Here is a 20,638-nt window from a genome sequence, read left to right as displayed (position 1 = left end):
ACTGAAAATCGGCCCCGCCGGCGTTTGTCTACGCGGAGCGGATGGCTTCGGCCAACGTCGCCAGGAAGGCCACGACCTCGGCCGGGCCGTTCAGCACGAGGTCGGCGCGGGAGGCGAGTTCGGGAACCTCCGCCGAGCCGCTGCACACCAGCAGCCCCGGGAGGCCGTCGGTGCGGAGCTTCTCGACGGCTGCGTAGGCGGCCAGATCGCCGAGGTCGTCCCCCGCGTACACGACGGCCTCGGCGCCCGTCTCCGCGAGGTACTCGGTCAGGGCCACGCCCTTGTCCATTCCCGGGGGCCGCAGTTCCAGCACCGCCCGGCCGGGCTCCACCATGAGCCCGTGGCGCGCCGCCAGCTCGGCCAGCGGCTCGCGCAGCGCGGCGAAGGCCGCTTCCGGGTCCTCGGCGCGCCGGGTGTGGACGGCCAGCGCGCGGCCCTTCTCCTCGATCCACGTGCCGCGCCAGGCGCCGATGGAGTCCAGGAACCCGGGCAGCTCCGCCCGTACGGCGGCGACTCCCGGGTGCTCGGCCGGGGTGTGCACGATGCCGCTCACGGCGTCCCAGCGCTCGGCCCCGTAGTGGCCGAGGACCACCAGGTGTTGCAGGCCGGGGATCCCGGCGAAGCCCCCGTAGCGGACCGCGACACCCGCCGGGCGGCCGGTGATCACGGCCACCGAGGCGACCTGCGGGGCCAGCGCGGCCAGCGCCTCGACGGCCTCCGGGTGGGCCCGCGCCTGGTCCGGGTCCGCGACGATCTCGGCGAGGGTGCCGTCGAAGTCGAGTGCGACCACGGAACGGCGGGGTGAGCGGAGGAGGGCTTCGAGTCCCTCACGTCCGGCGGCTGTCACGGGCATCGGCAGGCTGTGCGGATGGCTCCCCATACGGACGACCCTAACGGCCCTGCCGGGCCACGGCTACGGCGCGCGGCGGGCCCGTGGGCGCCGGTGCGTCAGCGCCTGGCCCGCTGGGCTTCGCGGATGCGGCGGAGCCGGTTGACGGTGCCGGGCGCGTGGGCCAGCGCCCGCGGGTCGTCCATCAGCACGTTGAGCAGCTGGTAGTAGCGGACCGGGGTCATCCCCAGCCCTTCCCGTATGGCCCGCTCCTTGGCCCCTGGCCCGGGCCAGGTGCGTCCCTCGTACGCGAGCACAGCGGCCTCGGTGGCCGTCAGCCGCCCGTCCGGCCTCCCGTCCGGCCTCCCGTCATCCGTCATACGGCCAGATTAACGCCGCCCGCCGACAGCCACCGGGCGCCCGCAGCCGGGCGCCCGCCGCTCAGTGGGCGCCCGCGGCTCAGTGGGCGTCCGCGGCTCAGTGGGCGTCCGCGGCTCAGTGGGCGTCCGCCTTGCGCGCCGCCTGCGCGATGCCCTCCAGGACCTTCGCCGGCTGCCCGCCCGGCTGCACGCTCTTGCCGATGTTCTGCTTGACGTCCTCGCTCACCCCGGCCCAGGACTTCTTGCCGACCGGGTAGAGGCGTGCGCTCGGCAGCGCCTGCAGGAACGTCTTCAGCTGCGGGGCCGCGCCCCCCGTACTGGAGTCCACCGCCCGGTAGCCGCTCGTCGTGACCGGCAGCAGGTCGTACTTGTTCGTGAAGGCCGTCACGTTCTTCGCCTCGTACAGGTAGTCCAGGAACTTCCCGGACTCCTTGCGGTGCCCGTTCTTGAAGGCCATCACCCAGTCCGCGACGCCCATCGTCGGGTGGTCGGTCCCGTCGGCGGTCGGCATGGCCACCATGCCGAACTTCACGCCCTTCCCCGCCGCCTGCTTCAGCAGCGTGGGGTGGCCGTTGAGCATGCCGACCTCGCCCCGCGCGAAGGCGTCGAAGGCGGCCTGCCGGTCCGTCTTCGACGGCTCCGCCGAGCCCGTCAGCCCCTGGCCGACCATCTTGTCGCGCAGGAACTCGAAGGTCTTGACGTTCTCCGGGGAGTCGATCGCGTACGCCTCCTCGTTGTCGGTGTAGCCGCCACCGCCGGAGAGCATCCACATCATCGATTCGGCCTGCGCCTCCTCGCGGCCCAGCGGCAGCGCGAAGGGGGTCGGGACGCCCGCGGTCTTGAGCTTCTTCGCGGCGGCCTCCAGGTCGGCCCAGCTCTTCGGCTGCCACCCGCTCTTGGCGTCCTTCGCGATGACCCCGGCGTCCGTCAGCAGCTTCTCGTTGTAGAAGAGCAGGCGGGTGCTGGCCACGAAGGGCATGCCGTACTGGACCCGCCGGATCTTGCCCGCGTCCGCGAGCGGCGTCAGGAAGTCCGCCTCGGTGGTGACGGAGAGCAGTTCGTCCGCCGTGTACAGCTTGCCGGCGGCCGCGTAGTCGGCGTAGGCGCCGATCTGCGCGATGTCGGGGGCCTTGCCGGCCTTGACCATCGCCGCGACCTTGGCGTCGACCTCGGACCAGGAGTAGACGCTGACCTCGACCTTGACCCCGGGGTGGTCCTTCTCGAAGCCGGTGGCGAGGTCTTTCCAGTACCCCGTCGAGGAGTTCTGCGGATTGTCCCCGTAGTCGGCCGCCACGACCCGCAGGGTCACCTCGTTGTCCCCGGTGAGGCTGCTCACGGCTGCGCAGCCGGTCAGCGCCACGGCGGTCAGGCTCAGCGCGGCGCCGGTCGCGGCCAGGCTCAGGTAACGGCCCTTCACAGTTCTCGATCCACCCCTTGTTGTACGTACGATCCACGTAAGGTCTACACCACTTTGGCGGCTCGTCCACATCCGGAACGCACCGTGTCCGGTTGGTGTCCCGACCAAGGTCGCGCATTTGTATGGCAGCTCAACAATCCCTTCCAATGGACTAGACCTTTCCCCGCCGAGCACGCGAGACTGTCACCTGTGAAACCCGTGAAACACGTCATCGCCCTCGATGTGGGCGGCACCGGAATGAAGGCCGCCCTCATCGCCGGCGACGGCACCCTGCTCCACGAAGCGCGCCGCGCCACCGGCCGCGACCGGGGCCCCGACGCCGTCGTCGAGACGATCCTGGAGTTCGCCGCCGAGCTGTTCGAGCTCGGCCGCGAGCGCTTCGGCGTGCCCGCCTCCGCCGCCGGCGTCGCCGTCCCCGGCATCGTCGACGCGGAGAACGGGATCGCCGTCTACGCGGCGAACCTGGGCTGGCGCGACGTACCGATGCGCGAGCTGCTCAGCAGACGTCTCGGCGGGCTCCCGGTGGCCCTGGGCCACGACGTGCGCACGGGCGGACTCGCCGAAGGCCGCATCGGCGCCGGCCGGGGCGCCGACCGCTTCCTGTTCGTCCCCCTCGGCACCGGCATCGCCGGCGCCATCGGCATCGCCGGCCGCATCGAGGCCGGCGCCCACGGCTACGCGGGCGAGATCGGCCACATCGTGGTCCGCCCCGGCGGCCCCGCCTGCGGCTGCGGCCAGCACGGCTGCCTGGAGACCCTGGCCTCCGCATCCGCGGTCAGCCGCGCCTGGGCGAGCGCCTGCGGCCACCCCGGCGCGGACGCCGCGGACTGCGCCAAGGCCGTCGAGTCCGGCGACGGCGCAGCCCGGGAGGTGTGGCTGACCGCGGTCGGCGCCCTCGCCGACGGCCTGGTCACCGCGATCACCCTGCTGGACCCGCGCACGCTGATCATCGGTGGCGGGCTCGCCGAGGCCGGGGAAACCTTGTTCACACCACTACGGACGGCCGTCGAGGAGCGCGTGACGTTCCAGCGGTTGCCCGACATCGTTCCGGCGGCCCTCGGGGACACCGCCGGATGCCTGGGCGCAGGGCTGCTCGCCTGGGACCTACTCGCCACGGAGGTACCTGCCTGATGTCCGGAAGCGCACACAGCACTGGGGGTACCCCCGGCGGTAGCGGGGGGATTCTCTCCGGCGCCAGGGTGGTGCTGCCCACCGGGACCGTGGCGGGCGGCCGCGTCATCGTCGACGGCGACCGCATCGCCGGCAGCGCCGGCGAGGGCGCGAAGACCGTCGACCTGTCCGGGCACTGGATCGTCCCCGGCTTCGTGGACATGCACAACCACGGCGGCGGCGGCGCCTCCTTCACCTCCGGCACCGCCGAGGAGGTCCTCAAGGGCGTACGGACCCACCGCGAGCACGGCACCACCACGCTCGTCGCCTCCACCGTCACCGGCGACCTCGACGAACTGGCCCGCCGCGCCGGGCTGCTCGCCGAGCTGACCCAGCAGGGCGAGATCGCGGGCATCCACTTCGAGGGTCCGTTCATCAACCCCTGCCGCAAGGGCGCGCACAAGGAGGACCTGCTCCGCGATCCCGACCCGGCCGAGGTCCGCAAGCTGCTCGACGCCGCGCACGGCGCCGCCCGCATGTTCACCCTCGCGACCGAACTCCCGGGCGGGCTGGACTCCGTACGGCTGCTGGCCGAGCACGGGGTCATCGCCGCGATCGGCCACACCGACTCCACGTACGACCAGACGCGCCAGGCCATCGACGCGGGCGCGACCGTGGCCACCCACCTGTACAACGCGATGCCCGCCATGGAGCACCGCGCGCCCGGCCCGATCGCCGCGCTGCTGGAGGACGAGCGGGTCACCGTCGAGCTGATCAACGACGGCACCCACCTGCACCCGGCGATGCTGGAGCTGGCCTTCCACCACGCGGGCGCGCACCGCGTGGCGCTGATCACCGACGCGATGGACGCGGCCGGCTTCGGCGACGGGACCTACCACCTCGGGCCGCTGGAGGTCGAGGTCAAGGAGGGCGTGGCCCGCCTCGTCGAGGGCGGTTCGATCGCCGGCTCCACACTGACCCTGGACACCGCCTTCAAGCGGTCGGTGACCCTGGACAAGCTGCCCGTCGAGTCCGTGGTCCAGGCGATCTCCGTCAACCCCGCAAGGCTGATCGGCCTGTACGACGAGGTCGGCTCGCTGGAGCCGGGCAAGTACGCCGACCTGGTCGTCCTGGACGCCGGGTTCGATGTCAAGGGCGTCATGCGGCGCGGCGAATGGATCGTCGATCCGCTGGTCTGAGCGGGTACGGGAGGTATGCGGGCGGCCCGGAGGACTGGGCCGCCCGCACTCATGTTTGGCATGATCCCGGCACACACCGAGACCGAGGCCTGCCATGATCCTGACCGTGACGCTCAACACCGCACTCGACGTCACCCACCATGTACCGAAGCTGGTTCCGCACACCTCGCACCGGGTCACCGCCGTGACCGAGAGACCCGGCGGCAAAGGCCTCAACGTCGCCCGCGTGCTGGCCGCCCTCGGCCACGAGGTCACCGCGACCGGCTTCGCGGGCGGCCGCACGGGCGCGGTCCTACGCGAACTGCTCGCCGGCTCCCCGCAGGTGACGGACGCCCTGGTCCCCTGCGCGGACACCACCCGGCGCACGCTGGCCGTCGTCGACGGGGCCACCGGCGACACCACGCAGTTCAACGAGCCCGGCCCGCTGATCAGTTCCGCGGAGTGGACGGAGTTCCTCGCCCGCTACGAGGCCCTGCTGCCGGGAGCCGGCGCGGTCGCCCTGTGCGGCAGCCTCCCGCCCGGTGTGCCCGTCGGCGCGTACGCCGTCCTCGTACGGTCGGCCCGCACGGCCGGCGTACCCGTCCTGCTCGACACCAGCGGCGAGGCCCTGCGCCGCGGGGTCGCCGCCCGCCCCGAGATGATCAAGCCGAACGCCGCCGAGCTCGCCGAGCTGACCGGCTCCCGCGAGCCGCTCCAGGCCACCCGCGACGCCCGCCGCCGGGGCGCCCACGCGGTGGTCACCTCGCTCGGCCCGGACGGCCTGCTGGCCGCCACCCCCGAGGGCACCTGGCAGACGGCCCCGCCGCGCGCCCTGTCCGGCAACCCGACCGGAGCCGGCGACTCCGTGGTCGCGGGCCTGCTGTCCGCCCTGGTGGAGGGTCTGGACTGGCCGGCCCGCCTCACCCGCGCGGTCGCCCTGTCGGCGGCCACGGTGAAGGCCCCGGCGGCGGGAGAATTCGACCCCCGCACCTACGAAGAGTTGCGGCAGGCCGTCTCGGTCACCGGCGGCAACTGACGACCCGACCGCGCGGCACCCCGTCGGAGTTCCAAAACCACCATCAGAACACCTCGGCTGGAGCCTTCTTGACGGATCGACAGGTCATGAGCATCAGAATCCGGCCATTAGGATCACCGCATTAGTTGATCTTCAAAAGCCACAGGCTGAACCACATGAACCGAATCCTGCGCAGGGCTCTCGCCATCGGCACCGGAGTGGCGGCCGTCTCCGCGCTGGCCGCGGTCCCCGCCGAGGCCCAGACGGTCTCGGGCGGCTCCTGCGGTGCAGGCTACTACCAGCAGGACGCCTACCCGCTCGGGGACGGCGAAGGCGCCACCGGCGCCGGCGTCATCTTTCTCTACTACAGCAGCTCCACCGGCAAGAACTGCGCCATCCTGCGCCGTGACGCCAACTTCCTCGTCACCGACGGCATGGACATCAGCCTGAAGTCCAGCAACGGCGGCAGCGACGTCGACGGCCAGCGGGCCTACACGCAGTACGCGGGCCCGGTGTACGTCTCCGCCCGCGGCGCGTGCGTCCAGATCAACGCCCACGTGACGGGCGTCTGGAAGGGTTCCGCCTACCTGGTGTCGACGCACTCGGAGAACACCGGCTGGGTGCACTGCGGCTGACGGGCCGACGGCACAACGGGCTCCGGCCCCACCGCACACGCGGTGGGGCCGGAGTCGTCTCGGGCCGGTGGCGGCCGGGGCCGCGTACTGGTGGGAGGTCAGCGCTTGACGTGACCCTGGCCCAGGTCGAGCTGGTCGAAGATCGCCTCGCACTGGTTGCCGGCCTCACACGAGATCTTCATCGTGTTGGAGCCCTTCTTGAGGCTGATCCACGCGAATGTGCGGGTCCACTTGTCCTTGTCCCAGACACCGGGGTCGGCCTTGGCGAAGTTCGACAGGTTCAGGGACTGGTTCGGGCTCTGCCCGTTGACCGTGAGGGTCGCCTTCGCGTCCTTCCCGGGCACCGCATAGTTCACGAAGAGCGTGTAGTCCCCGGCAGTCGGGATGTCCACGGTCCAGGTCAGCGCCGCGCCGACCTGGTTGAAGCCGCTCACATACTGGCCGCCCGCGCTCTTCGCGCCCGCCACCGAGCCTTCGAGGTGCGCACCGCCGGTCAGGGACATGCCCGCGCCCGAGGCGTCCGCCTTGGGCAGCGGGGCCTGTGGGGACTCCGAGGTGCTCGGCTGCGCGGACGGCGAGTTCTGCGGCTGCGCGGACTGCTGCCCGCCCGCGGTGTTGCCCTTGTCGTCCTTGCCCTTGTCCTTGTCGCCGAAGGCCAGGGCCGCACCGATGCCGATCACGACCGCGGCGACCACCGCGACCGCCGCGATGAGCATGCCCTTGCGGCTGGAGCCGCCGCCTCCGCCGCCGTGGCCGCTCGGTGCGGGGACCGCCGCCGTGGGGTGCTGCTGCTGCGGAACCCCGTAGCCGCCCGCCTGGAGCGCCTCCGGGGCCTGGTACTGCGCCTGGTAGGCCGGCGGCTGCTGCGGGCTCTGCTGGTGCGGGACGGGGCCGCGCTGGCCGCCGTACGTCCGCTCACCGACCGTGCGCACCTGGTTGTACGAGGTACGGGGGACACCGGGCTGCGCGCCGGGCTGACCACCGACCGTCGGGCCTGGGTAGCCGTATCCACCGCCCGGCGCGGGCGGGGTGGCTCCGGCGGCCTGGCCGTCCGCGTAGAGATAGCCGAACGGGTCGTCGTCCTCGGGCTGGTTCGCCCCACTGTTCGGGCCGTGGTTCGCGGGCGTCGTCATCGCAGGTCACTCCTTTCGACCCACGGGAGCCTACCCCGAACACGTGCGCCCACGGGCGGCCGATCGGCTCATCCCGCGCGGCGGTGCGCCTTGGAACGGGACCTTTTCTCGATGTACATGCGTTGGTCGGCCGAGCGCAGCACCTCGTCCGCCGACATGCCGCAGCTGGCCCAGCCGATGCCGAAACTCGCGCCCACACGGACCGCGCGGCCGTCCACCCGGATCGGCGGGATGATCGCGTTGCGCAGCCGGACGGCCAGGTCGGCGGCGTCGGCGGCGCCCAGGCCGTCCGCGAGGACGACGAATTCGTCACCACCCAGCCGGGCGACGGTGTCACCGTCCCTGACGCCCGTCGTCAGGCGCCGGGCCACCTCGATCAGGACCGCGTCACCCGTGTGGTGCCCGAACCGGTCGTTGATCGACTTGAACCCGTCGAGGTCGCAGAAGAGCACCGCGAGCCCCTTCGTCCCGTCGTCGACGTCCGTCGCGGGCGCCACCATGTGCACGTGGTGGTCGTACGGGCCCGCCCCCGCGCCGGGGGCACCGGGCACCCCGGGCGCACCGGGGAACTCGAAGGGCTCGGGGAAGGCGTCGGGCCGAAAGCCGTGCTCGCCGGCACCACCACCTGCCACGAGCCCGCCGGCGCCCTGCCCCTCGTACGCCGCGTCGAGCGCCTCCACGGCGGTGGCGAGGACCGACTGCGGCCTGCGGCACAGCCGCGCCCCGAGGCGGGAGCGCAGCTCGGCGCTGTTGGGGAGGCCCGTCAGCGAGTCGTGGCTGGCCCGGTGGGCGAGCTGCAGCTCGTGGCGCTTGCGCTCCTCGATGTCCTCGACGTGCGTGAGCAGGAAGCGCGGCCCGTCGGCGGCGTCGGCGACGACGGAGTTGCGCAGCGACACCCACACGTACGTGCCGTCGCGCCGCCCGAGCCGCAGCTCGGCCCGGCCACCCTCGGCGGAGGTCCGCAGCAGGGTCCCGATGTCCTCGGGGTGGACCAGGTCGGAGAAGGAGTACCGGCGCAGTACGGAGGCGGGCCGGCCCAGCAGCCGGCACAGCGCGTCGTTGGTCCGCAGCAGCCGCCCGTGCTGGTCCCCGCCCATCTCGGCGATCGCCATGCCGCTGGGCGCGTACTCGAAGGCCTGCCGGAACGACTCCTCGCTCGCGCGCAGCGCCTGCTGTTCACGCTCCAGCCGGACCAGGGCCCGCTGCATGTTCGCGCGCAGCCGTGCGTTGCTGATCGCAATCGCCGCTTGGAAGGCGTACATCTGGAGCGCTTCGCGCCCCCACGCGCCGGGGCGGCGCCCATTGCGCGGTCTGTCCACCGAAATGACACCCAGAAGTTCCCCTCCGGACGCATACATGGGGGCATAGAGCCGGTCCTCGGGGTGCCACTCGTCCTCGAAGCGCGGATCGGGGCCGTCCGTGTGCCACTGGGGTACGTCGTCCTCGAGGAGGACCCAGCCCTCGGTGTGCGGGATGAAGCGGAGCCCGTCCCAGCTCTCACCCATCGTCAGACGGCGCTCCCAGGAGGCGCGGGAGCCGACGCGGCCGGTGATGAGAGCCTCTGCGGCGGGGTCGCCGGCGAAGGCGGCGACGACGAGATCCCCGTCAGGGCGTACGAGGTTGACACAGGCGAGTTCGTAGCCGAGGCCCACGACGATGCCGTCCACGACGGTCTGCAGAGTGTCCGCCAGGCTCCTGGCCGTATTGAGCTCGGCCACCACCTGATGAAGCTGCCGCAGGGTCGCAAGACGGACGTACGGCTCCGACTCGGTCTCCATTGCTCGCTCTCCCCGAGACCTCGACAGCAACTCCAGGTTTGTCATCGGCGTTTCGTTGCGGTGTCCCGTCCACTGAATCACAGTGAGCTGTGCGCCAGGTACACAGGGTCAACAAATCTTGCCCTCTGTGACTCAAGTCACATGAGATGAATAAAGGTGGGCGGAGGGGGGCTGTGACACCTGGGAGCGCTCCCCCACATTCCCGGGAGCAAACGATACGCCCGGGCCTAGGTCGACGGGCGGGGACGCGACTCGGACTCGGGCCCGATGTGCGGCGCGGGAGGGCGAGACTAGCGTTCTGGGCGTGCCGAAGACGACCCCTGTACCCATGCCGATCGCCTCCACCCTTCATCCTGAGGGCGTGAGCAACGAAGAGTTCCGGGCCGCCATGTCCCGACTGGCGGCGGGCGTGTGCCTGATCACCGCACACGAGAACCCCCTGACGCCGGACGGCCCGGGCGGCGAGGACGTCGGCATGACGGCCACCGCCTTCATGTCCGTGTCCCTGGACCCGCCGCTGGTCCTGGTGAGCCTGCGCGAGGGCTCCCGGATGGACGACCTGCTGGCGGAGCAGCCCCTGTGGGCGGTCTCGGTCCTCGCCGACCACCAGGTGCAGGTGGCGGGCCGCTTCTCGATGAAGAACCGCATCAGCGACCGGCTGCTCTTCGCGGACCTCCCCTACGTCCGCGGCGAGGTCTCGGGGGCCCCGCTGCTGACGGGCGCCGTGGCCACCCTCGAATGCCGTACGGAGAACCGCGTCGAGGCGGGCGACCACACGCTGGTCATCGGCCGCGTCCTCACCTCGGCCCTCCCGTCCCCCGACTCCCCGCCGCTGACCTACTTCCGCGGCCGCTACCGCCACCTGGCGGGCTGAGGATCCGGCAGCACTACCAGTCGCGGCCGGTGCGGCCGCGCTTGGTCTCGCCCCGGGCCTTCTTCTCCCGCAGGCGGCGTTCGTTGATCCCCCGGGGGATCTTCGTGGCGCGGCGCGCCTTGGGCGGCGGGGCAGTGGCCTCGGCGAGCGCGGACGCCATCCGGACCAGCGCCATCTCCCGGTTGCGGAACTGCGACCGGTGCTCGGAGGCCCGTACGGTCAGCACCCCGTCCACCAGCCGGGCGGCGAGCCGCTCCAGCGCCCGCTCCTTCCAGACGTCCGGCAGCGCCTTCGTCGCCGCCACGTCGAACAGCAGCTCCACCCGCGAGTCCGAGGTGTTCACGTGCTGCCCGCCCGGCCCGGAGGATCGCGAAAAGCGCCAGGCGAGCTCCGCCTCGGGGAGCACGACCGAACCGCGAATGACATAGGGACCAGGCATGCCCCCTATGATCCCGCCCTGCGCGATGCCCGTCACGCGTATTTCCGCGGCGGAGTCCGGCGGTGGGGTCCTGAAGCGGAACCTACTGCCCCCCTCCCCGCGTTATGAAGGTCAGCGGTACCTTGGCCACAATCTCGCGGCCATGCGACGAGGAAGGGACACCAGTCAAAATGGCAGTAAGCCTGTCCAAGGGCGGCAACGTCTCGCTCACGAAGGAGGCCCCCGGCCTCAGCGCCGTCACGGTCGGCCTCGGCTGGGACGTCCGTACGACGACCGGTGTCGACTTCGACCTGGACGCCTCCGCCATCGCGGTCAACGCGATGGGCAAGGTCGTCTCCGACGGTCACTTCGTCTTCTTCAACAACAAGTCCACCCCGGACCAGACCATCGTCCACACCGGTGACAACCGCACCGGCGAGGGCTCCGGCGACGACGAGTCCATCAAGGTCAACCTCGCCGGACTCCCGGCCGACGTGGACAAGATCGTCTTCCCGGTCTCGATCTACGACGCCGACGCCCGCAGCCAGAACTTCGGCCAGGTCCGCAACGCGTACATCCGCGTCGTGAACCAGGCCGGCGGCTCCGAGATCGCCCGCTACGACCTCTCCGAGGACGCGGCCACCGAGACCGCCATGGTCTTCGGCGAGCTCTACCGCAACGGCGCCGAGTGGAAGTTCCGCGCGGTCGGCCAGGGTTACGCCTCCGGCCTGACCGGCATCGCCCAGGACTTCGGCGTCAACGTCTGAGCCTGAGCCTGAGCCGAGCTCAAGGCCCGGACCCGCCGGTCGCGGCGCGAGCCCGACCGGCTGGCACCGTCGCAGCGAAGCCCCCTGGAAACCGCCCGTCCGGGGAGGGGGCTTCGCTGCGGTTCGCCGTGTGATCCTCCCCCGCCCGTCCCCGTGGACGGCGCCCTGCCCGGCCCGGTCCGCACCGAGATCGCCGCGCTCTGCGCGACCACCCGCGCCTTCTTCGAACCCGGCGGCGACTTCCGCGACCCGGACCGCATCACGGTCCGGGGATCCCCCGGCCTGCGGCGACCCGGACCCGTGGACGGCCTGCTGCTCATCGACGCCACCGCGCACCGCGAGGGATGCGGGCGCACCGTCGCGACCCTGGTCGAGGACCGCGAGCGGGGCGCGACTGCACCGTGCCGCGGAGGGCGCTGTCGCGCCGGGCCGCGCGGACAGGCAGGGTCGCCTACTTGGGCCGGTCCTTCCCGTACAGCCAGACGTCCCAGACCTTCTTCAGGTCGTGCCCCGTCTTCCGCTCCGCGTACGCGGTGAAGTCTGCCGTACTCGCGTTCCCGTGCCGGTGGTCCGCGGCCCAGCCGCGCAGCAGGGCGAAGAACTTCTCGTCGCCCACCTCCTGGCGGATCCGCTGCAGGACCATCGCGCCCCGGTAGTACACCGGAGCCTCGGAGATGTCCTTCGGCCCGGGCGGGGAAGCGGGCGGGAAGGCGTCCCAGTCGGACGCGGCGTCCTTGTCCACCGCCGTGTCGCCCGCGAGGAAGGCGTCGAAGTACTGCTGCGCGGTGGTCCCGCCGTGGTCCTCGGACCACAGCCATTCGGCGTAGGTCGCGAAGCCCTCGTTGAGCCACATGTCCTTCCAGGACTTCGGCGACACCGAATCGCCGAACCACTGGTGGGCCGTCTCGTGCAGGACCAGCTTCTCGTCGGGCGCGCCGGAGAAGACGGGTTTGGTCTGCGTCTCCAGCGCGTACGTGAGGGTGTCGGCCGGCAGCACGATCGCCCCGGCGGTGCCGAAGGGATACGGGCCGAACCTGCCGGTGCCCCACTCCACGATCTCCGGCAGCCGTGCCAGCGCCGGCGCGCTCGCGGCCGCCTCCCCGGGTGCGACGGCCTCGTAGAGGGCGACCCCCGAGGGGGTCCGCCCGGTCGTCACCTTGAACTTCCCGATCGCGGCGGTGGCCAGATAGCTCGCCATCGGCTCCGGGCTGTGCCACACGAACTCGGTCTGCCCTCCCCCGGACTCCGTCCGGGAGGGAACCCCGGCGGTGTCGGTGCGGGAGCCCAACTCGCCGTTCGAGACCGCCTCGTAGCCCTTGGGGACCGTCAGGGTGATGTCGTACGTGGCCTTGTCGCTGGGGTGGTGGTTCCCGGGGAACCAGGCCATCGACCCGATCGGCTCACCGACCCCGACGGCCCCGCCCCCGGTGGTGATCCAGCCCTCCTTGGAGCCGTCCGCGTCCGTGATGGGCTTCGGCTTCCCGCGGTATTCGATCTCCGTCCGGAACACCGCGCCCTTCTTCAGGTCTTCGGCCGGACGCACCGTCAGCTCCCGCCCGGTCCGGTTGTACCGGGCACCCTTGCCCTGCACGGTGACGCTCTCGACGTTCAGGCCGCTCAGGTCGAGGTTGAAGGAGCTGAGCCCCTGCTCCGCGCGGGCGGTGATGACGGCGGTGGCGTTCAACTCCCCGTCGGCGGGGTCGTAGTCGAGGTCCAGGCCGTAGTGCTCGACCTGGTAGCCGCCGTTGCCGGCCTTGGGGAAGTACGGGTCGCGCAGCCCGGACGCACCCGGCCGCCCCTGCACCGTGCCGGCCGTACACGCCGTGGTGAGGGCGAGCAGGGCGGCGGCAGGGACGGCGAGGCGGGAGAGCGCGCGGTGTTCCACGCGCTCGATCCTATGTGGGCCCGATGTGGTACTTCGGGGCGTTTCCCACGAGGGCCGGATTCCGACTACTTGTCGAGGGCGTCGACGCCGGCCCTGGCGTACTTCTCGTCCAGGTCGCCGCTCGGGGCGCCGGCCACGCCGATGCCCGCGACCGGGGCGCCCTTGGCCTGCACCGGGGTGCCGCCGGCGAGGAAGAGGGTGCCGGGGATGTCCTTCAGGTTCGGAGCCTGGGCGAGGCGGCCCGCGAGGACCGAGGTCGGGGCGTTCCAGGACACGGCGGTGTAGGCCTTGCGCTGCGCCGACTCGTAGGACTGCGGGCCCGCGCCGTCGCCGCGCAGGGTGACGATGGTGTTGCCGTTGCGGTCCACGACCGCGACCGTCACCTTCTGGTTCTCCTTCTGCGCGGCCTCCAGTGCGGCCTGGGCGGCGCGGGTGGCGGCGGCGACGGTGAGGTGGGTCGTGGTGGTGAAGTTCTTCTCGGCCGTCTCGCCGTCCTTCTTGGCGACGGCGACGGCCGGGGCGGTCCCGGACTGCGCGGCGCTGGCGCTGACCGCACCGAAGGTCCCGGCGCCGAGCGCGACGGCGAGGGCGGTACCGGTGAGAACGCGGGTGCGGGTGTTCATGTCTGCTGCTCCTGAGTGCATCGGCTGAGTGCGTCGGCTCGTTCTGCTCGCTCCAAGCCTGGGGCCGCACCCGGCTCCCACCGGTCCCCGTACCGGCTCGCGACGGCTGCCGCACCGGTTGACCCGGGGGTCAACCGATCGGTCGATGCGGACCGGGTGCGGGTGCGGATTGGCTGGTCGGCGCCATCGCGTACGACCAGGCACGATGGAGGAGCCAGACACCGACCCGGGAGCCCGCTGTGAGCCACGTGAGCCACACCCCGCCGCAGGCGCCGGGGACGCCCGGCACGCCCGGCACGCCGGGGACGGCGGGAACACCGGGGACGCCGGGGAAGGCCGACACCCGCGCCCTGGCGACCGTCATGCACACGGCGTTCTTCCTGCTCCTCGGCGCCTCGGTGGCCCGCTTCCTGCTGCGCCACCCCGGCTCGCCCAGCACCCCGTGGATCATCGCCCTCAGCATCATGCTGGCCCTGCTGTACGTGCTCGGCCCCGCGCTCGGGGCCGCACCCACGCTGCGGCGGCTGCTCTGGCTCGGGCTGGTGGTGGCGACCTGGGTGGTCCTGGTCGTCCTCGCGCCCAGCTTCGCGTGGTGCGCCGTCCCCCTCTTCTACACGGCCCTGCGCACCCTGCCGCCCCGCGCGGCGATCGTCCTGGTGGCCCTGCTGACGGCGTTCGTGGTGGCGGCCCAGCTCAAGCTCTCCCACGCGTTCGACCCGAACCTCCTGCTGGCCCCGCCCGCGGTCGCCGCCCTCGCCACCGCCGTCTTCGTCCACATGGAGCGCCAGGCCGAGTCCCAGCGCGCGCTGATCGACGACCTGATCCGCACCCGCCGCGAGCTGGCCGCCACCGAGCGCCGCGAGGGCACCCTCGCCGAGCGGCAGCGGCTGTCGATGGAGATCCACGACACGCTCGCCCAGCACCTGTCCAGCCAGCAGATGCTGCTCCAGGCCGCGGACCGCACCTGGGGCAGCGACCCGGCCACCGCCCGCGCGCACGTCCGTACCGCCACCGACATCGCGGCGCGCGGGCTGGCGGAGGCGCGGCGGCTGGTCCACGACCTGGCCCCGCCGGAGCTCGAAGGCGGCGGCCTCGCGGACGCGCTGCGCGCACTCGACGCGGGCCCGGACATCGAGGTCCGCTTCCACCTGGAGGGCGCGCCGGCCCCCCTCCCGGACCGCGTCCAGTCGGCGCTGCTGCGGATAGCGCAGGGGGCGCTGGCCAACGTCCGCGAGCACGCGCACGCCCGGACCGCGGCGCTGACCCTGAGCTTCCTGGGGGACCAGGTGGTCCTGGACGTCGCGGACGACGGCGGGGGCTTCACGGAGCCGCGGGCGGCGGCCGGGGACCGCGGGCACGGGCTCCCGGCGATGCGCGCCCGCGTCCGCCAGCTCGGCGGCACCCTGACCCTCGAATCCACCCCCGGCGAGGGCACCGTCCTCTCCGCGGCCATCCCCTTGGAGCCCACCGGATGACGACGACGATCCTGCTCTGCGACGACCATGCGGTGGTCCGCGCCGGCCTGCTGGCACTGCTGGGCAGCGCGCCGGACATCGAGGTGCTGGGCGAGGCGGGCAGCGGCGAGGAGGCGGTGGCCCTGGCGGCGAAGCTCCGCCCGGACGTGGTGCTGATGGACCTCCAGCTGGGCGAGGGCATCGACGGGGTCGAGGCCACCCGCCGCATCACGGCGGTGACCGAACCCCCGCACGTCCTGGTCCTCACGACGTACGACACGGACGCGGACGTCACCCGGGCCATCGCGGCGGGCGCCACGGGCTACCTGCTGAAGGCGGAGCGCCCGGAGGAGCTGTTCTCCGCGATCCACTCGGCGGCGGCGGGCCGCACGACGCTCTCCCCGCCGGTGGCGAGCCGCGTGATGGCCCACATGCGGGGCTCCCGCCCGACCCTGACGGACCGCGAGCTGGACATCCTGGGCCAGCTGGCGCGGGGCCTGGGCAACCGGGACATCGCACGGGCCCTGTTCATCAGCGAGGCCACGGTCAAGACCCACCTGGGCCGCATCTACGACAAACTCGGCGTGGACACCCGCGCGGGAGCGGTCTCGGTGGCCAAGGAACAACGCCTCCTGCCCTGACGGCATCGGGTTCCGGACCCCGGGCGGGGCGTGATCGGACAACCCCGCCGGGATTCTTGTCGTAGCCGGCCGCGCACCCGTGACACCATCGGGTACGTGCTCGACATCGGCTACTCCCTCTCCCGGCGCTTCCCGGACCCCCCGCAGACCGACTACCGCTCGGCGGACGTCCACTCCCTGCGCCACGACCTGTTCTGCGGGGACGTCTACCTCGCCGACACCGCCAAGGACCGGGAAGTGTCCACAGCCTGGGGATGGGTACCCGTGCTGGACTTCGCCTGGGCGCTCTGCGACATCGTCGAGCAGCTCGACCAGGACCCCCGCGGCAGCCGCTCCGCCCACCGCCAGTACGCCGAACTCGACTTCACCGAATCCACCGACCGGATGCTCTTCGAGCGCCGCTTCGGCTGGGTCGACATCGAGGCCGACTGGATGCCGCCGGAGGAGGAACCGCTGACCTTCAGCCACCGCCTGCTGCGCCGCGAGGCCCGCGACTTCCTGCACGACGTGATCGCAGACCTCGTCGACATGCACGACGGCCTCGCCGACAACCCCGCCATCTGGACCCTCCAGTCCCGCTTCCCCCGCGTCCCGGCCTGACCCCTCCCCGGCTCCCCGGTCACCCCACCTCACCGCCCGGGTCGCGCAGGCCCGGACTGGCGCCGCTCCCGGCAGCCGCCGGTCAAGCGCCGCGCCGACGCGACCCGCAAGCCGGCCCCAAGCCCCGGCCCCCCGGCCCGGCTCGCCGCCGCGCCTCGGCCGACCCGCGCGCCCCCGGCGGGAATGGCCCCTACCGGCTGAGCAGGCCCCCGCGCCGCGAGCGCTACGCCACCACCCGCACCCCCAGCTGCGCCGCCAGGGCCGGGGCCAGGTCGAAGAGCTGGGCGGGGCTGATCACCGCCCCGGACAGTGCGCCCACCCCCCGCGCGATGTCCAGTTCCGCAGCCCCCCGCAGATCCACGTCCGTCATCCGCGCCCCCGTGAAATCCGCCCCCCGCAGCGCGCATCCGCGGAACTCCACCCGCTCCAGCACCGCGCCACCGAAGTCCGGCTCCACCAGCACGCACCCGTCGAAGACCACGTCCTTGAGCCGCGCCATCCGCAGGTTCAAGTAGTCGATCTTGCCCCCGCGGAACTCCACCCGCTCCAGCACCGCCCCGTGCAGCTGCACACCGCCGAGGCGTGCCTCCACCAGCTCCACGTCCCGCAGCGAAGCCCCCGACAGGTCCGTCCCCACCCCCCGGACCCCCTCCAGCACCGAGTCCAGGATCCGCGCCTTCGCCAGCGCCGCCTCGTCCAGCGCGCACCGCCGCAGCGCGCAGTCCATGAACCGGGCCCCGATGCCCTCCTGCCCCGCCAGGTCCAGGTCCGCGAACTCCAGACCGTCGTAGTCCCCGTCCGGTTCCAGCCCGCCGCCCTCCCACACGCTCAGCTCCGGCAACCGCCCCTCCGGCCGCCGCGCCGCCTTCACCGTCTCCTGCTGCCCCTTGCGCGCCATTCCCCCATCGTCCCCCGCCCCACTGACAACGCCGGGCAGAACCTCGGCCTCACCCCCGCTTCAGCTCCGTGCCCGTCCCCACGGACACCATGAACGCCATCCGCCTCCACGCCCTCGGCCGCCAGATCGCGGGCACCGTCGACGCCCTCGAAGCCTGAGCAGCGCCCGCCCGGGAATATCGGATGACAGCAGCCCGTACCCCCACGTACCGTCCCCCCACGTGGACCCGCTCACCGAAAAACAGATCCGTTCGTCCTTCGTGAACTGCACCAAGGGCGAGGCAGCCCGCCTCAAGCTCCCCCTGGACTTCAGCGAACTCCCCTGGGAAGACCTCGACTTCCTCGGCTGGGTGGACCCCGGCGCCCCGCTCCGCGCCCACCTCGTACGCCAGGACGCCGACGGCTCCCCCGTCGGCATCACCCTCCGCGTCCCGGGCACGAGCCGCACCAGCGCCCTCAAGTCCAGCACCTGCCAGATCTGCCTCACCGGCCACGCCGCCTCCGGCGTCTCCCTCCTCGTCGCCCCCCTCGCCGGGGCCCGCGGCCGCGAGGGCAACACCGTCGGCATCTACGTCTGCGCCGACCTCGCCTGCTCCCTCTACATCCGGGGCAAGCGACAGCCGAAGCTGCGCGTCGGCCACTACGAGGAGACCCTCATGCTCGCCGAGAAGATCGGCCGCGCCCGCACGAACCTCGACGCCTTCACCGCCAAGATCACCGGCTGACGCGCCCCGCCACCGCCGGCCCGGCGCAGCGGCCTCAGCCCTGCGCCGAGCCCAGCCCCTTCAGCGCCTCGTCCGTCAGCCGGTACACCGACCACTCGTCCTGCGGCCGCGCACCCAGGGCCTCGTAGAACGCGATCGTCGGCTCGTTCCACTTCAACACCGACCACTCGAGCCGCTCGTACCCGCGCTCCACACAGATCCGCGCCAGCTCCACAAGCAGCGCCTTCCCGTACCCGCCGCCGCGCACGCCCGGGCGCACGTACAGGTCCTCCAGATAGATCCCGTGCACCCCGCGCCACGTCGAGAAGTTCAGGAACCAGAGCGAGAATCCGACGGCCTCCCCCTCGTCCGTCTCCGCGATGTGCGCGAACGCCGCCGGCCGCGCCCCGAACAGCGCCTCCCGCAACTGCTCCTCGGTGGCCCGTGCCTCGTGCGGCACCTTCTCGTACTCCGCCAGCTCACGGATCATGGCGTGGACGGCGGGAACGTCTTCGACTACAGCGCTACGGATCATGCCCGCAGCCTAGAACGCGGCCTGAACACAGCCTGGAGCACAGCCGCGCATCACCGCTCCGGCAGCAGCTCCGCCACCACCCCGCCGGCCTGGCCGCCGCCACGACCGCCCCGGCCAAACGCCGCGCGCGCCCTGCCTTCCGTACGCCCACCACCAACCAAACCCGTCAGAACCGGGATGAAACCCCTGCCGTCACCCTACGGACGCCACCACTCCCGCCACATCAGCCAAAAGGCCACCTCTCCCACCCCAAAACCCGGCACCCGGTACCTGGACACCCCTCCGGAACCCCGTGTACCAACTCCCCCATGACGATCAACGGCGGCATCTCCTTCTGGTACGCGACGGACGACACGACCCCCCAGCCACCCCGCGCCCCCCTCACCGGCCACGCCACCGCAGACGTCGTCATCGTCGGCGGCGGCTACACCGGCCTGTGGACCGCCTACTACCTCAAGACCTCCGCCCCCGACCTCCGCGTCACCGTCCTCGAGCAGAAGTTCTGCGGCTACGGAGCCTCCGGCCGCAACGGCGGCTGGCTCTACAACGGCATCGCCGGCCGCGACCGCTACGCCGAACTCCACGGCCACCAGGCCGCACTCCGCCTCCAGCAGGCCATGAACGACACCGTCACCGAAATCATCGACGCGGCGGCCAAGGAAGACATCGACGCCGACATCCACCGCGGCGGCGTCCTCGAAGTCGCCCGAACCCCCGCCCAGCTCAGCCGCCTCAAGGCCTTCCACACCGCCGAACTCGCCTTCGGCGAGACCGACCGCGAGCTCTACGACGCCACCGACACCCGCGCCCGCATCGACATCGCCGACGCCGTCGGCTCCAGCTGGACCCCGCACGGCGCCCGCATCCACCCCCTCAAGCTGGTCAAGGGCCTGGCCGCCGCCTGCGAACGCCTCGGCGTGGTCATCCACGAATCCACCCCCGTCACGGAAATCGCACCCCGCCGGGCCGTCACCCCGTACGGCTCGGTCCGCGCCCCCTACGTCCTGCGCTGCACGGAGGGCTTCACCGCGGCCCTCAAGGGCCACAAGCGCTCCTGGCTCCCGATGAACTCGTCGATGATCGCGACGGCCCCGCTGCCGCCCGAGGTGTGGTCCCGCCTCGGCTGGTCGGACGCCTGCACCCTCGGCGACATGGCCCACGCCTACATGTACGCCCAGCGCACCGCGGACGACCGCATCGCGATCGGTGGCCGCGGCGTCCCGTACCGCTTCGGCTCCCGCACGGACACCGACGGCACCACCCAGCAGTCGACGATCACCTCACTGACCCGACTCCTGACCTCCTTCTTCCCGATCCTCACGGGAGTGGAGATCACCCACGCCTGGTCGGGCGTCCTCGGCGTCCCCCGCGACTGGTGCGCCACGGTCACCCTGGACCGCGCGACGGGCCTGGGCTGGGCCGGCGGCTACGTCGGCTCGGGCGTCGCCACCGCCAACCTCGCGGCCCGCACCCTGCGCGACCTGGTCCTGGAGGACACCACGGAGCTGACCACCCTTCCGTGGGTCAACCACCGCGTCCGCCGCTGGGAGCCGGAACCCTTCCGCTGGCTCGGCGTCCAGGCCCTCTACGCGGCCTACCGCGAGGCGGACCGCCTCGAAACGGCCACCCACAGCCCGACCACAACCCCCCTGGCCCGCCTGGCCAACCGCATCTCGGGCCGCCACTGACACCCCGCGGACACACGGAAGGCCCCGGACCACAAGGTTTCCGGGGCCTTCCGCTTCTGCACGAATCCCCTGGGCCA

Annotated in this window: 21 protein-coding genes; 11 read left to right on the top strand and 10 right to left on the bottom strand. The window is 72.4% G+C overall.

Annotated features, from left to right (window positions below; genetic code table 11):
- Nucleotides 1-28: 28 nt before the first annotated feature.
- From otsB to AB0I68_RS24585, 3 genes are all read right to left on the bottom strand, one after another.
- Nucleotides 29-880 (bottom strand): trehalose-phosphatase, encoded by an 852-nt coding sequence (otsB, locus tag AB0I68_RS24595; RefSeq protein ID WP_363179496.1) that lies wholly within the window; start codon nt 878-880, stop codon nt 29-31.
- A 68-nt stretch (nt 881-948) separates the two neighbouring features.
- A complete protein-coding gene (locus tag AB0I68_RS24590) occupies nt 949-1,209 on the bottom strand; it encodes a DUF3263 domain-containing protein (RefSeq protein WP_363179495.1) in 261 nt (86 codons plus the stop codon).
- A 115-nt stretch (nt 1,210-1,324) separates the two neighbouring features.
- A complete protein-coding gene (locus AB0I68_RS24585; protein WP_363179494.1) occupies nt 1,325-2,626 on the bottom strand; it encodes an extracellular solute-binding protein in 1,302 nt (433 codons plus the stop codon).
- 198 nt (nt 2,627-2,824) lie between these two features.
- Between AB0I68_RS24585 and AB0I68_RS24580 the strand changes: the two genes are divergently transcribed.
- From AB0I68_RS24580 to AB0I68_RS24565, 4 genes are all read left to right on the top strand, one after another.
- Complete coding sequence (locus AB0I68_RS24580) at nt 2,825-3,757, top strand: ROK family protein (RefSeq protein ID WP_363179542.1); 933 nt, start codon at nt 2,825-2,827, stop codon at nt 3,755-3,757.
- A complete protein-coding gene (gene nagA, locus AB0I68_RS24575; RefSeq protein ID WP_363179493.1) occupies nt 3,757-4,935 on the top strand; it encodes an N-acetylglucosamine-6-phosphate deacetylase in 1,179 nt (392 codons plus the stop codon). Before AB0I68_RS24580 ends, nagA begins: the two co-directional genes overlap by 1 nt.
- 94 nt (nt 4,936-5,029) lie before the next feature.
- The gene (locus tag AB0I68_RS24570; RefSeq protein ID WP_363179492.1) at nt 5,030-5,950 is read left to right on the top strand and encodes a 1-phosphofructokinase family hexose kinase; all 921 of its coding nucleotides are present in this window, start codon (nt 5,030-5,032) and stop codon (nt 5,948-5,950) included.
- A gap of 155 nt (nt 5,951-6,105) precedes the next feature.
- Nucleotides 6,106-6,564, top strand: a complete 459-nt coding sequence (locus AB0I68_RS24565; RefSeq protein ID WP_363179491.1) for a hypothetical protein — start codon at nt 6,106-6,108, stop codon at nt 6,562-6,564.
- A 98-nt stretch (nt 6,565-6,662) separates the two neighbouring features.
- Here the strand turns inward: AB0I68_RS24565 and AB0I68_RS24560 are convergent, their stop codons facing one another.
- A complete protein-coding gene (locus AB0I68_RS24560; RefSeq protein ID WP_363179490.1) occupies nt 6,663-7,697 on the bottom strand; it encodes a CBM35 domain-containing protein in 1,035 nt (344 codons plus the stop codon).
- Nucleotides 7,698-7,765: 68 nt separating this feature from the next.
- Nucleotides 7,766-9,475: a diguanylate cyclase CdgB gene (cdgB, locus tag AB0I68_RS24555; RefSeq protein ID WP_363179489.1), complete on the bottom strand. Its 1,710-nt coding sequence runs from the start codon at nt 9,473-9,475 to the stop codon at nt 7,766-7,768.
- A gap of 328 nt (nt 9,476-9,803) precedes the next feature.
- Between cdgB and AB0I68_RS24550 the strand changes: the two genes are divergently transcribed.
- Nucleotides 9,804-10,349, top strand: a complete 546-nt coding sequence (locus AB0I68_RS24550) for a flavin reductase family protein (protein ID WP_363179541.1) — start codon at nt 9,804-9,806, stop codon at nt 10,347-10,349.
- Nucleotides 10,350-10,362: 13 nt separating this feature from the next.
- Here AB0I68_RS24550 and arfB read toward each other — a convergent pair whose 3' ends face one another.
- Nucleotides 10,363-10,788 (bottom strand): alternative ribosome rescue aminoacyl-tRNA hydrolase ArfB, encoded by a 426-nt coding sequence (gene arfB / locus AB0I68_RS24545; RefSeq protein WP_363179488.1) that lies wholly within the window; start codon nt 10,786-10,788, stop codon nt 10,363-10,365.
- 170 nt (nt 10,789-10,958) lie between these two features.
- On the opposite strand from arfB, the gene AB0I68_RS24540 reads away from it, so the two are divergent.
- Entirely contained in the window at nt 10,959-11,534 is a 576-nt protein-coding gene (locus tag AB0I68_RS24540) for a TerD family protein (RefSeq protein ID WP_363179487.1), read from the top strand.
- Nucleotides 11,535-11,985: 451 nt separating this feature from the next.
- Here the strand turns inward: AB0I68_RS24540 and AB0I68_RS24535 are convergent, their stop codons facing one another.
- A complete protein-coding gene (locus AB0I68_RS24535; protein WP_363179486.1) occupies nt 11,986-13,419 on the bottom strand; it encodes a M1 family metallopeptidase in 1,434 nt (477 codons plus the stop codon).
- A 65-nt stretch (nt 13,420-13,484) separates the two neighbouring features.
- On the bottom strand, nt 13,485-14,042 hold the full coding sequence (locus AB0I68_RS24530) for a heme-binding protein (protein WP_363179485.1): 558 nt from the start codon (nt 14,040-14,042) through the stop codon (nt 13,485-13,487).
- Between the two features lie 362 nt (nt 14,043-14,404).
- Between AB0I68_RS24530 and AB0I68_RS24525 the strand changes: the two genes are divergently transcribed.
- The 3 genes from AB0I68_RS24525 (at nt 14,405) to AB0I68_RS24515 (ending at nt 16,737) form a co-directional block, all read left to right on the top strand.
- The gene (locus AB0I68_RS24525; protein ID WP_363179540.1) at nt 14,405-15,517 is read left to right on the top strand and encodes a sensor histidine kinase; all 1,113 of its coding nucleotides are present in this window, start codon (nt 14,405-14,407) and stop codon (nt 15,515-15,517) included.
- Nucleotides 15,514-16,137: a response regulator transcription factor gene (locus tag AB0I68_RS24520; RefSeq protein ID WP_363179484.1), complete on the top strand. Its 624-nt coding sequence runs from the start codon at nt 15,514-15,516 to the stop codon at nt 16,135-16,137. Before AB0I68_RS24525 ends, AB0I68_RS24520 begins: the two co-directional genes overlap by 4 nt.
- 96 nt (nt 16,138-16,233) lie before the next feature.
- A complete protein-coding gene (locus AB0I68_RS24515; RefSeq protein ID WP_363179483.1) occupies nt 16,234-16,737 on the top strand; it encodes a hypothetical protein in 504 nt (167 codons plus the stop codon).
- Nucleotides 16,738-16,960: 223 nt separating this feature from the next.
- Here AB0I68_RS24515 and AB0I68_RS24510 read toward each other — a convergent pair whose 3' ends face one another.
- Nucleotides 16,961-17,635 (bottom strand): pentapeptide repeat-containing protein, encoded by a 675-nt coding sequence (locus AB0I68_RS24510; RefSeq protein ID WP_363179482.1) that lies wholly within the window; start codon nt 17,633-17,635, stop codon nt 16,961-16,963.
- 220 nt (nt 17,636-17,855) lie between these two features.
- Here AB0I68_RS24510 and AB0I68_RS24505 point away from each other — a divergent pair, with 220 nt between their 5' ends.
- A complete protein-coding gene (locus tag AB0I68_RS24505) occupies nt 17,856-18,359 on the top strand; it encodes an FBP domain-containing protein (RefSeq protein ID WP_363179481.1) in 504 nt (167 codons plus the stop codon).
- Between the two features lie 34 nt (nt 18,360-18,393).
- Here AB0I68_RS24505 and AB0I68_RS24500 read toward each other — a convergent pair whose 3' ends face one another.
- A complete protein-coding gene (locus AB0I68_RS24500) occupies nt 18,394-18,873 on the bottom strand; it encodes a GNAT family N-acetyltransferase (protein WP_363179480.1) in 480 nt (159 codons plus the stop codon).
- Nucleotides 18,874-19,181: 308 nt separating this feature from the next.
- Between AB0I68_RS24500 and AB0I68_RS24495 the strand changes: the two genes are divergently transcribed.
- A complete protein-coding gene (locus AB0I68_RS24495) occupies nt 19,182-20,561 on the top strand; it encodes an FAD-dependent oxidoreductase (RefSeq protein ID WP_363179479.1) in 1,380 nt (459 codons plus the stop codon).
- Nucleotides 20,562-20,638: the final 77 nt, after the last annotated feature.

The sequence above is a fragment of the Streptomyces sp. NPDC050448 genome (genome assembly GCF_040655295.1).
GTDB lineage: Bacteria > Actinomycetota > Actinomycetes > Streptomycetales > Streptomycetaceae > Streptomyces.
Note: the sequence above shows the minus strand (reverse complement) of the source record. Positions and strands in the feature narration are given on the sequence as shown.

Bases quoted from the DNA above. Each gene is read 5' to 3' on its own strand.
- AB0I68_RS24540 (WP_363179487.1), top strand. From the start codon at position 10,959: ATGGCAGTAAGCCTGTCCAAGGGCGGCAACGTCTCGCTCACGAAGGAG.
- AB0I68_RS24525 (WP_363179540.1), top strand. From the start codon at position 14,405: ATGCACACGGCGTTCTTCCTGCTCCTCGGCGCCTCGGTGGCCCGCTTC.
- AB0I68_RS24530 (WP_363179485.1), bottom strand. From the start codon at position 14,042: ATGAACACCCGCACCCGCGTTCTCACCGGTACCGCCCTCGCCGTCGCG.
- AB0I68_RS24565 (WP_363179491.1), top strand. From the start codon at position 6,106: ATGAACCGAATCCTGCGCAGGGCTCTCGCCATCGGCACCGGAGTGGCG.
- AB0I68_RS24495 (WP_363179479.1), top strand. From the start codon at position 19,182: ATGACGATCAACGGCGGCATCTCCTTCTGGTACGCGACGGACGACACG.
- AB0I68_RS24510 (WP_363179482.1), bottom strand. From the start codon at position 17,635: ATGGCGCGCAAGGGGCAGCAGGAGACGGTGAAGGCGGCGCGGCGGCCG.
- arfB (WP_363179488.1), bottom strand. From the start codon at position 10,788: ATGCCTGGTCCCTATGTCATTCGCGGTTCGGTCGTGCTCCCCGAGGCG.
- AB0I68_RS24560 (WP_363179490.1), bottom strand. From the start codon at position 7,697: ATGACGACGCCCGCGAACCACGGCCCGAACAGTGGGGCGAACCAGCCC.
- AB0I68_RS24550 (WP_363179541.1), top strand. From the start codon at position 9,804: ATGCCGATCGCCTCCACCCTTCATCCTGAGGGCGTGAGCAACGAAGAG.
- AB0I68_RS24570 (WP_363179492.1), top strand. From the start codon at position 5,030: ATGATCCTGACCGTGACGCTCAACACCGCACTCGACGTCACCCACCAT.
- AB0I68_RS24500 (WP_363179480.1), bottom strand. From the start codon at position 18,873: ATGATCCGTAGCGCTGTAGTCGAAGACGTTCCCGCCGTCCACGCCATG.
- otsB (WP_363179496.1), bottom strand. From the start codon at position 880: ATGGGGAGCCATCCGCACAGCCTGCCGATGCCCGTGACAGCCGCCGGA.
- cdgB (WP_363179489.1), bottom strand. From the start codon at position 9,475: ATGGAGACCGAGTCGGAGCCGTACGTCCGTCTTGCGACCCTGCGGCAG.
- AB0I68_RS24520 (WP_363179484.1), top strand. From the start codon at position 15,514: ATGACGACGACGATCCTGCTCTGCGACGACCATGCGGTGGTCCGCGCC.
- AB0I68_RS24590 (WP_363179495.1), bottom strand. From the start codon at position 1,209: ATGACGGATGACGGGAGGCCGGACGGGAGGCCGGACGGGCGGCTGACG.
- nagA (WP_363179493.1), top strand. From the start codon at position 3,757: ATGTCCGGAAGCGCACACAGCACTGGGGGTACCCCCGGCGGTAGCGGG.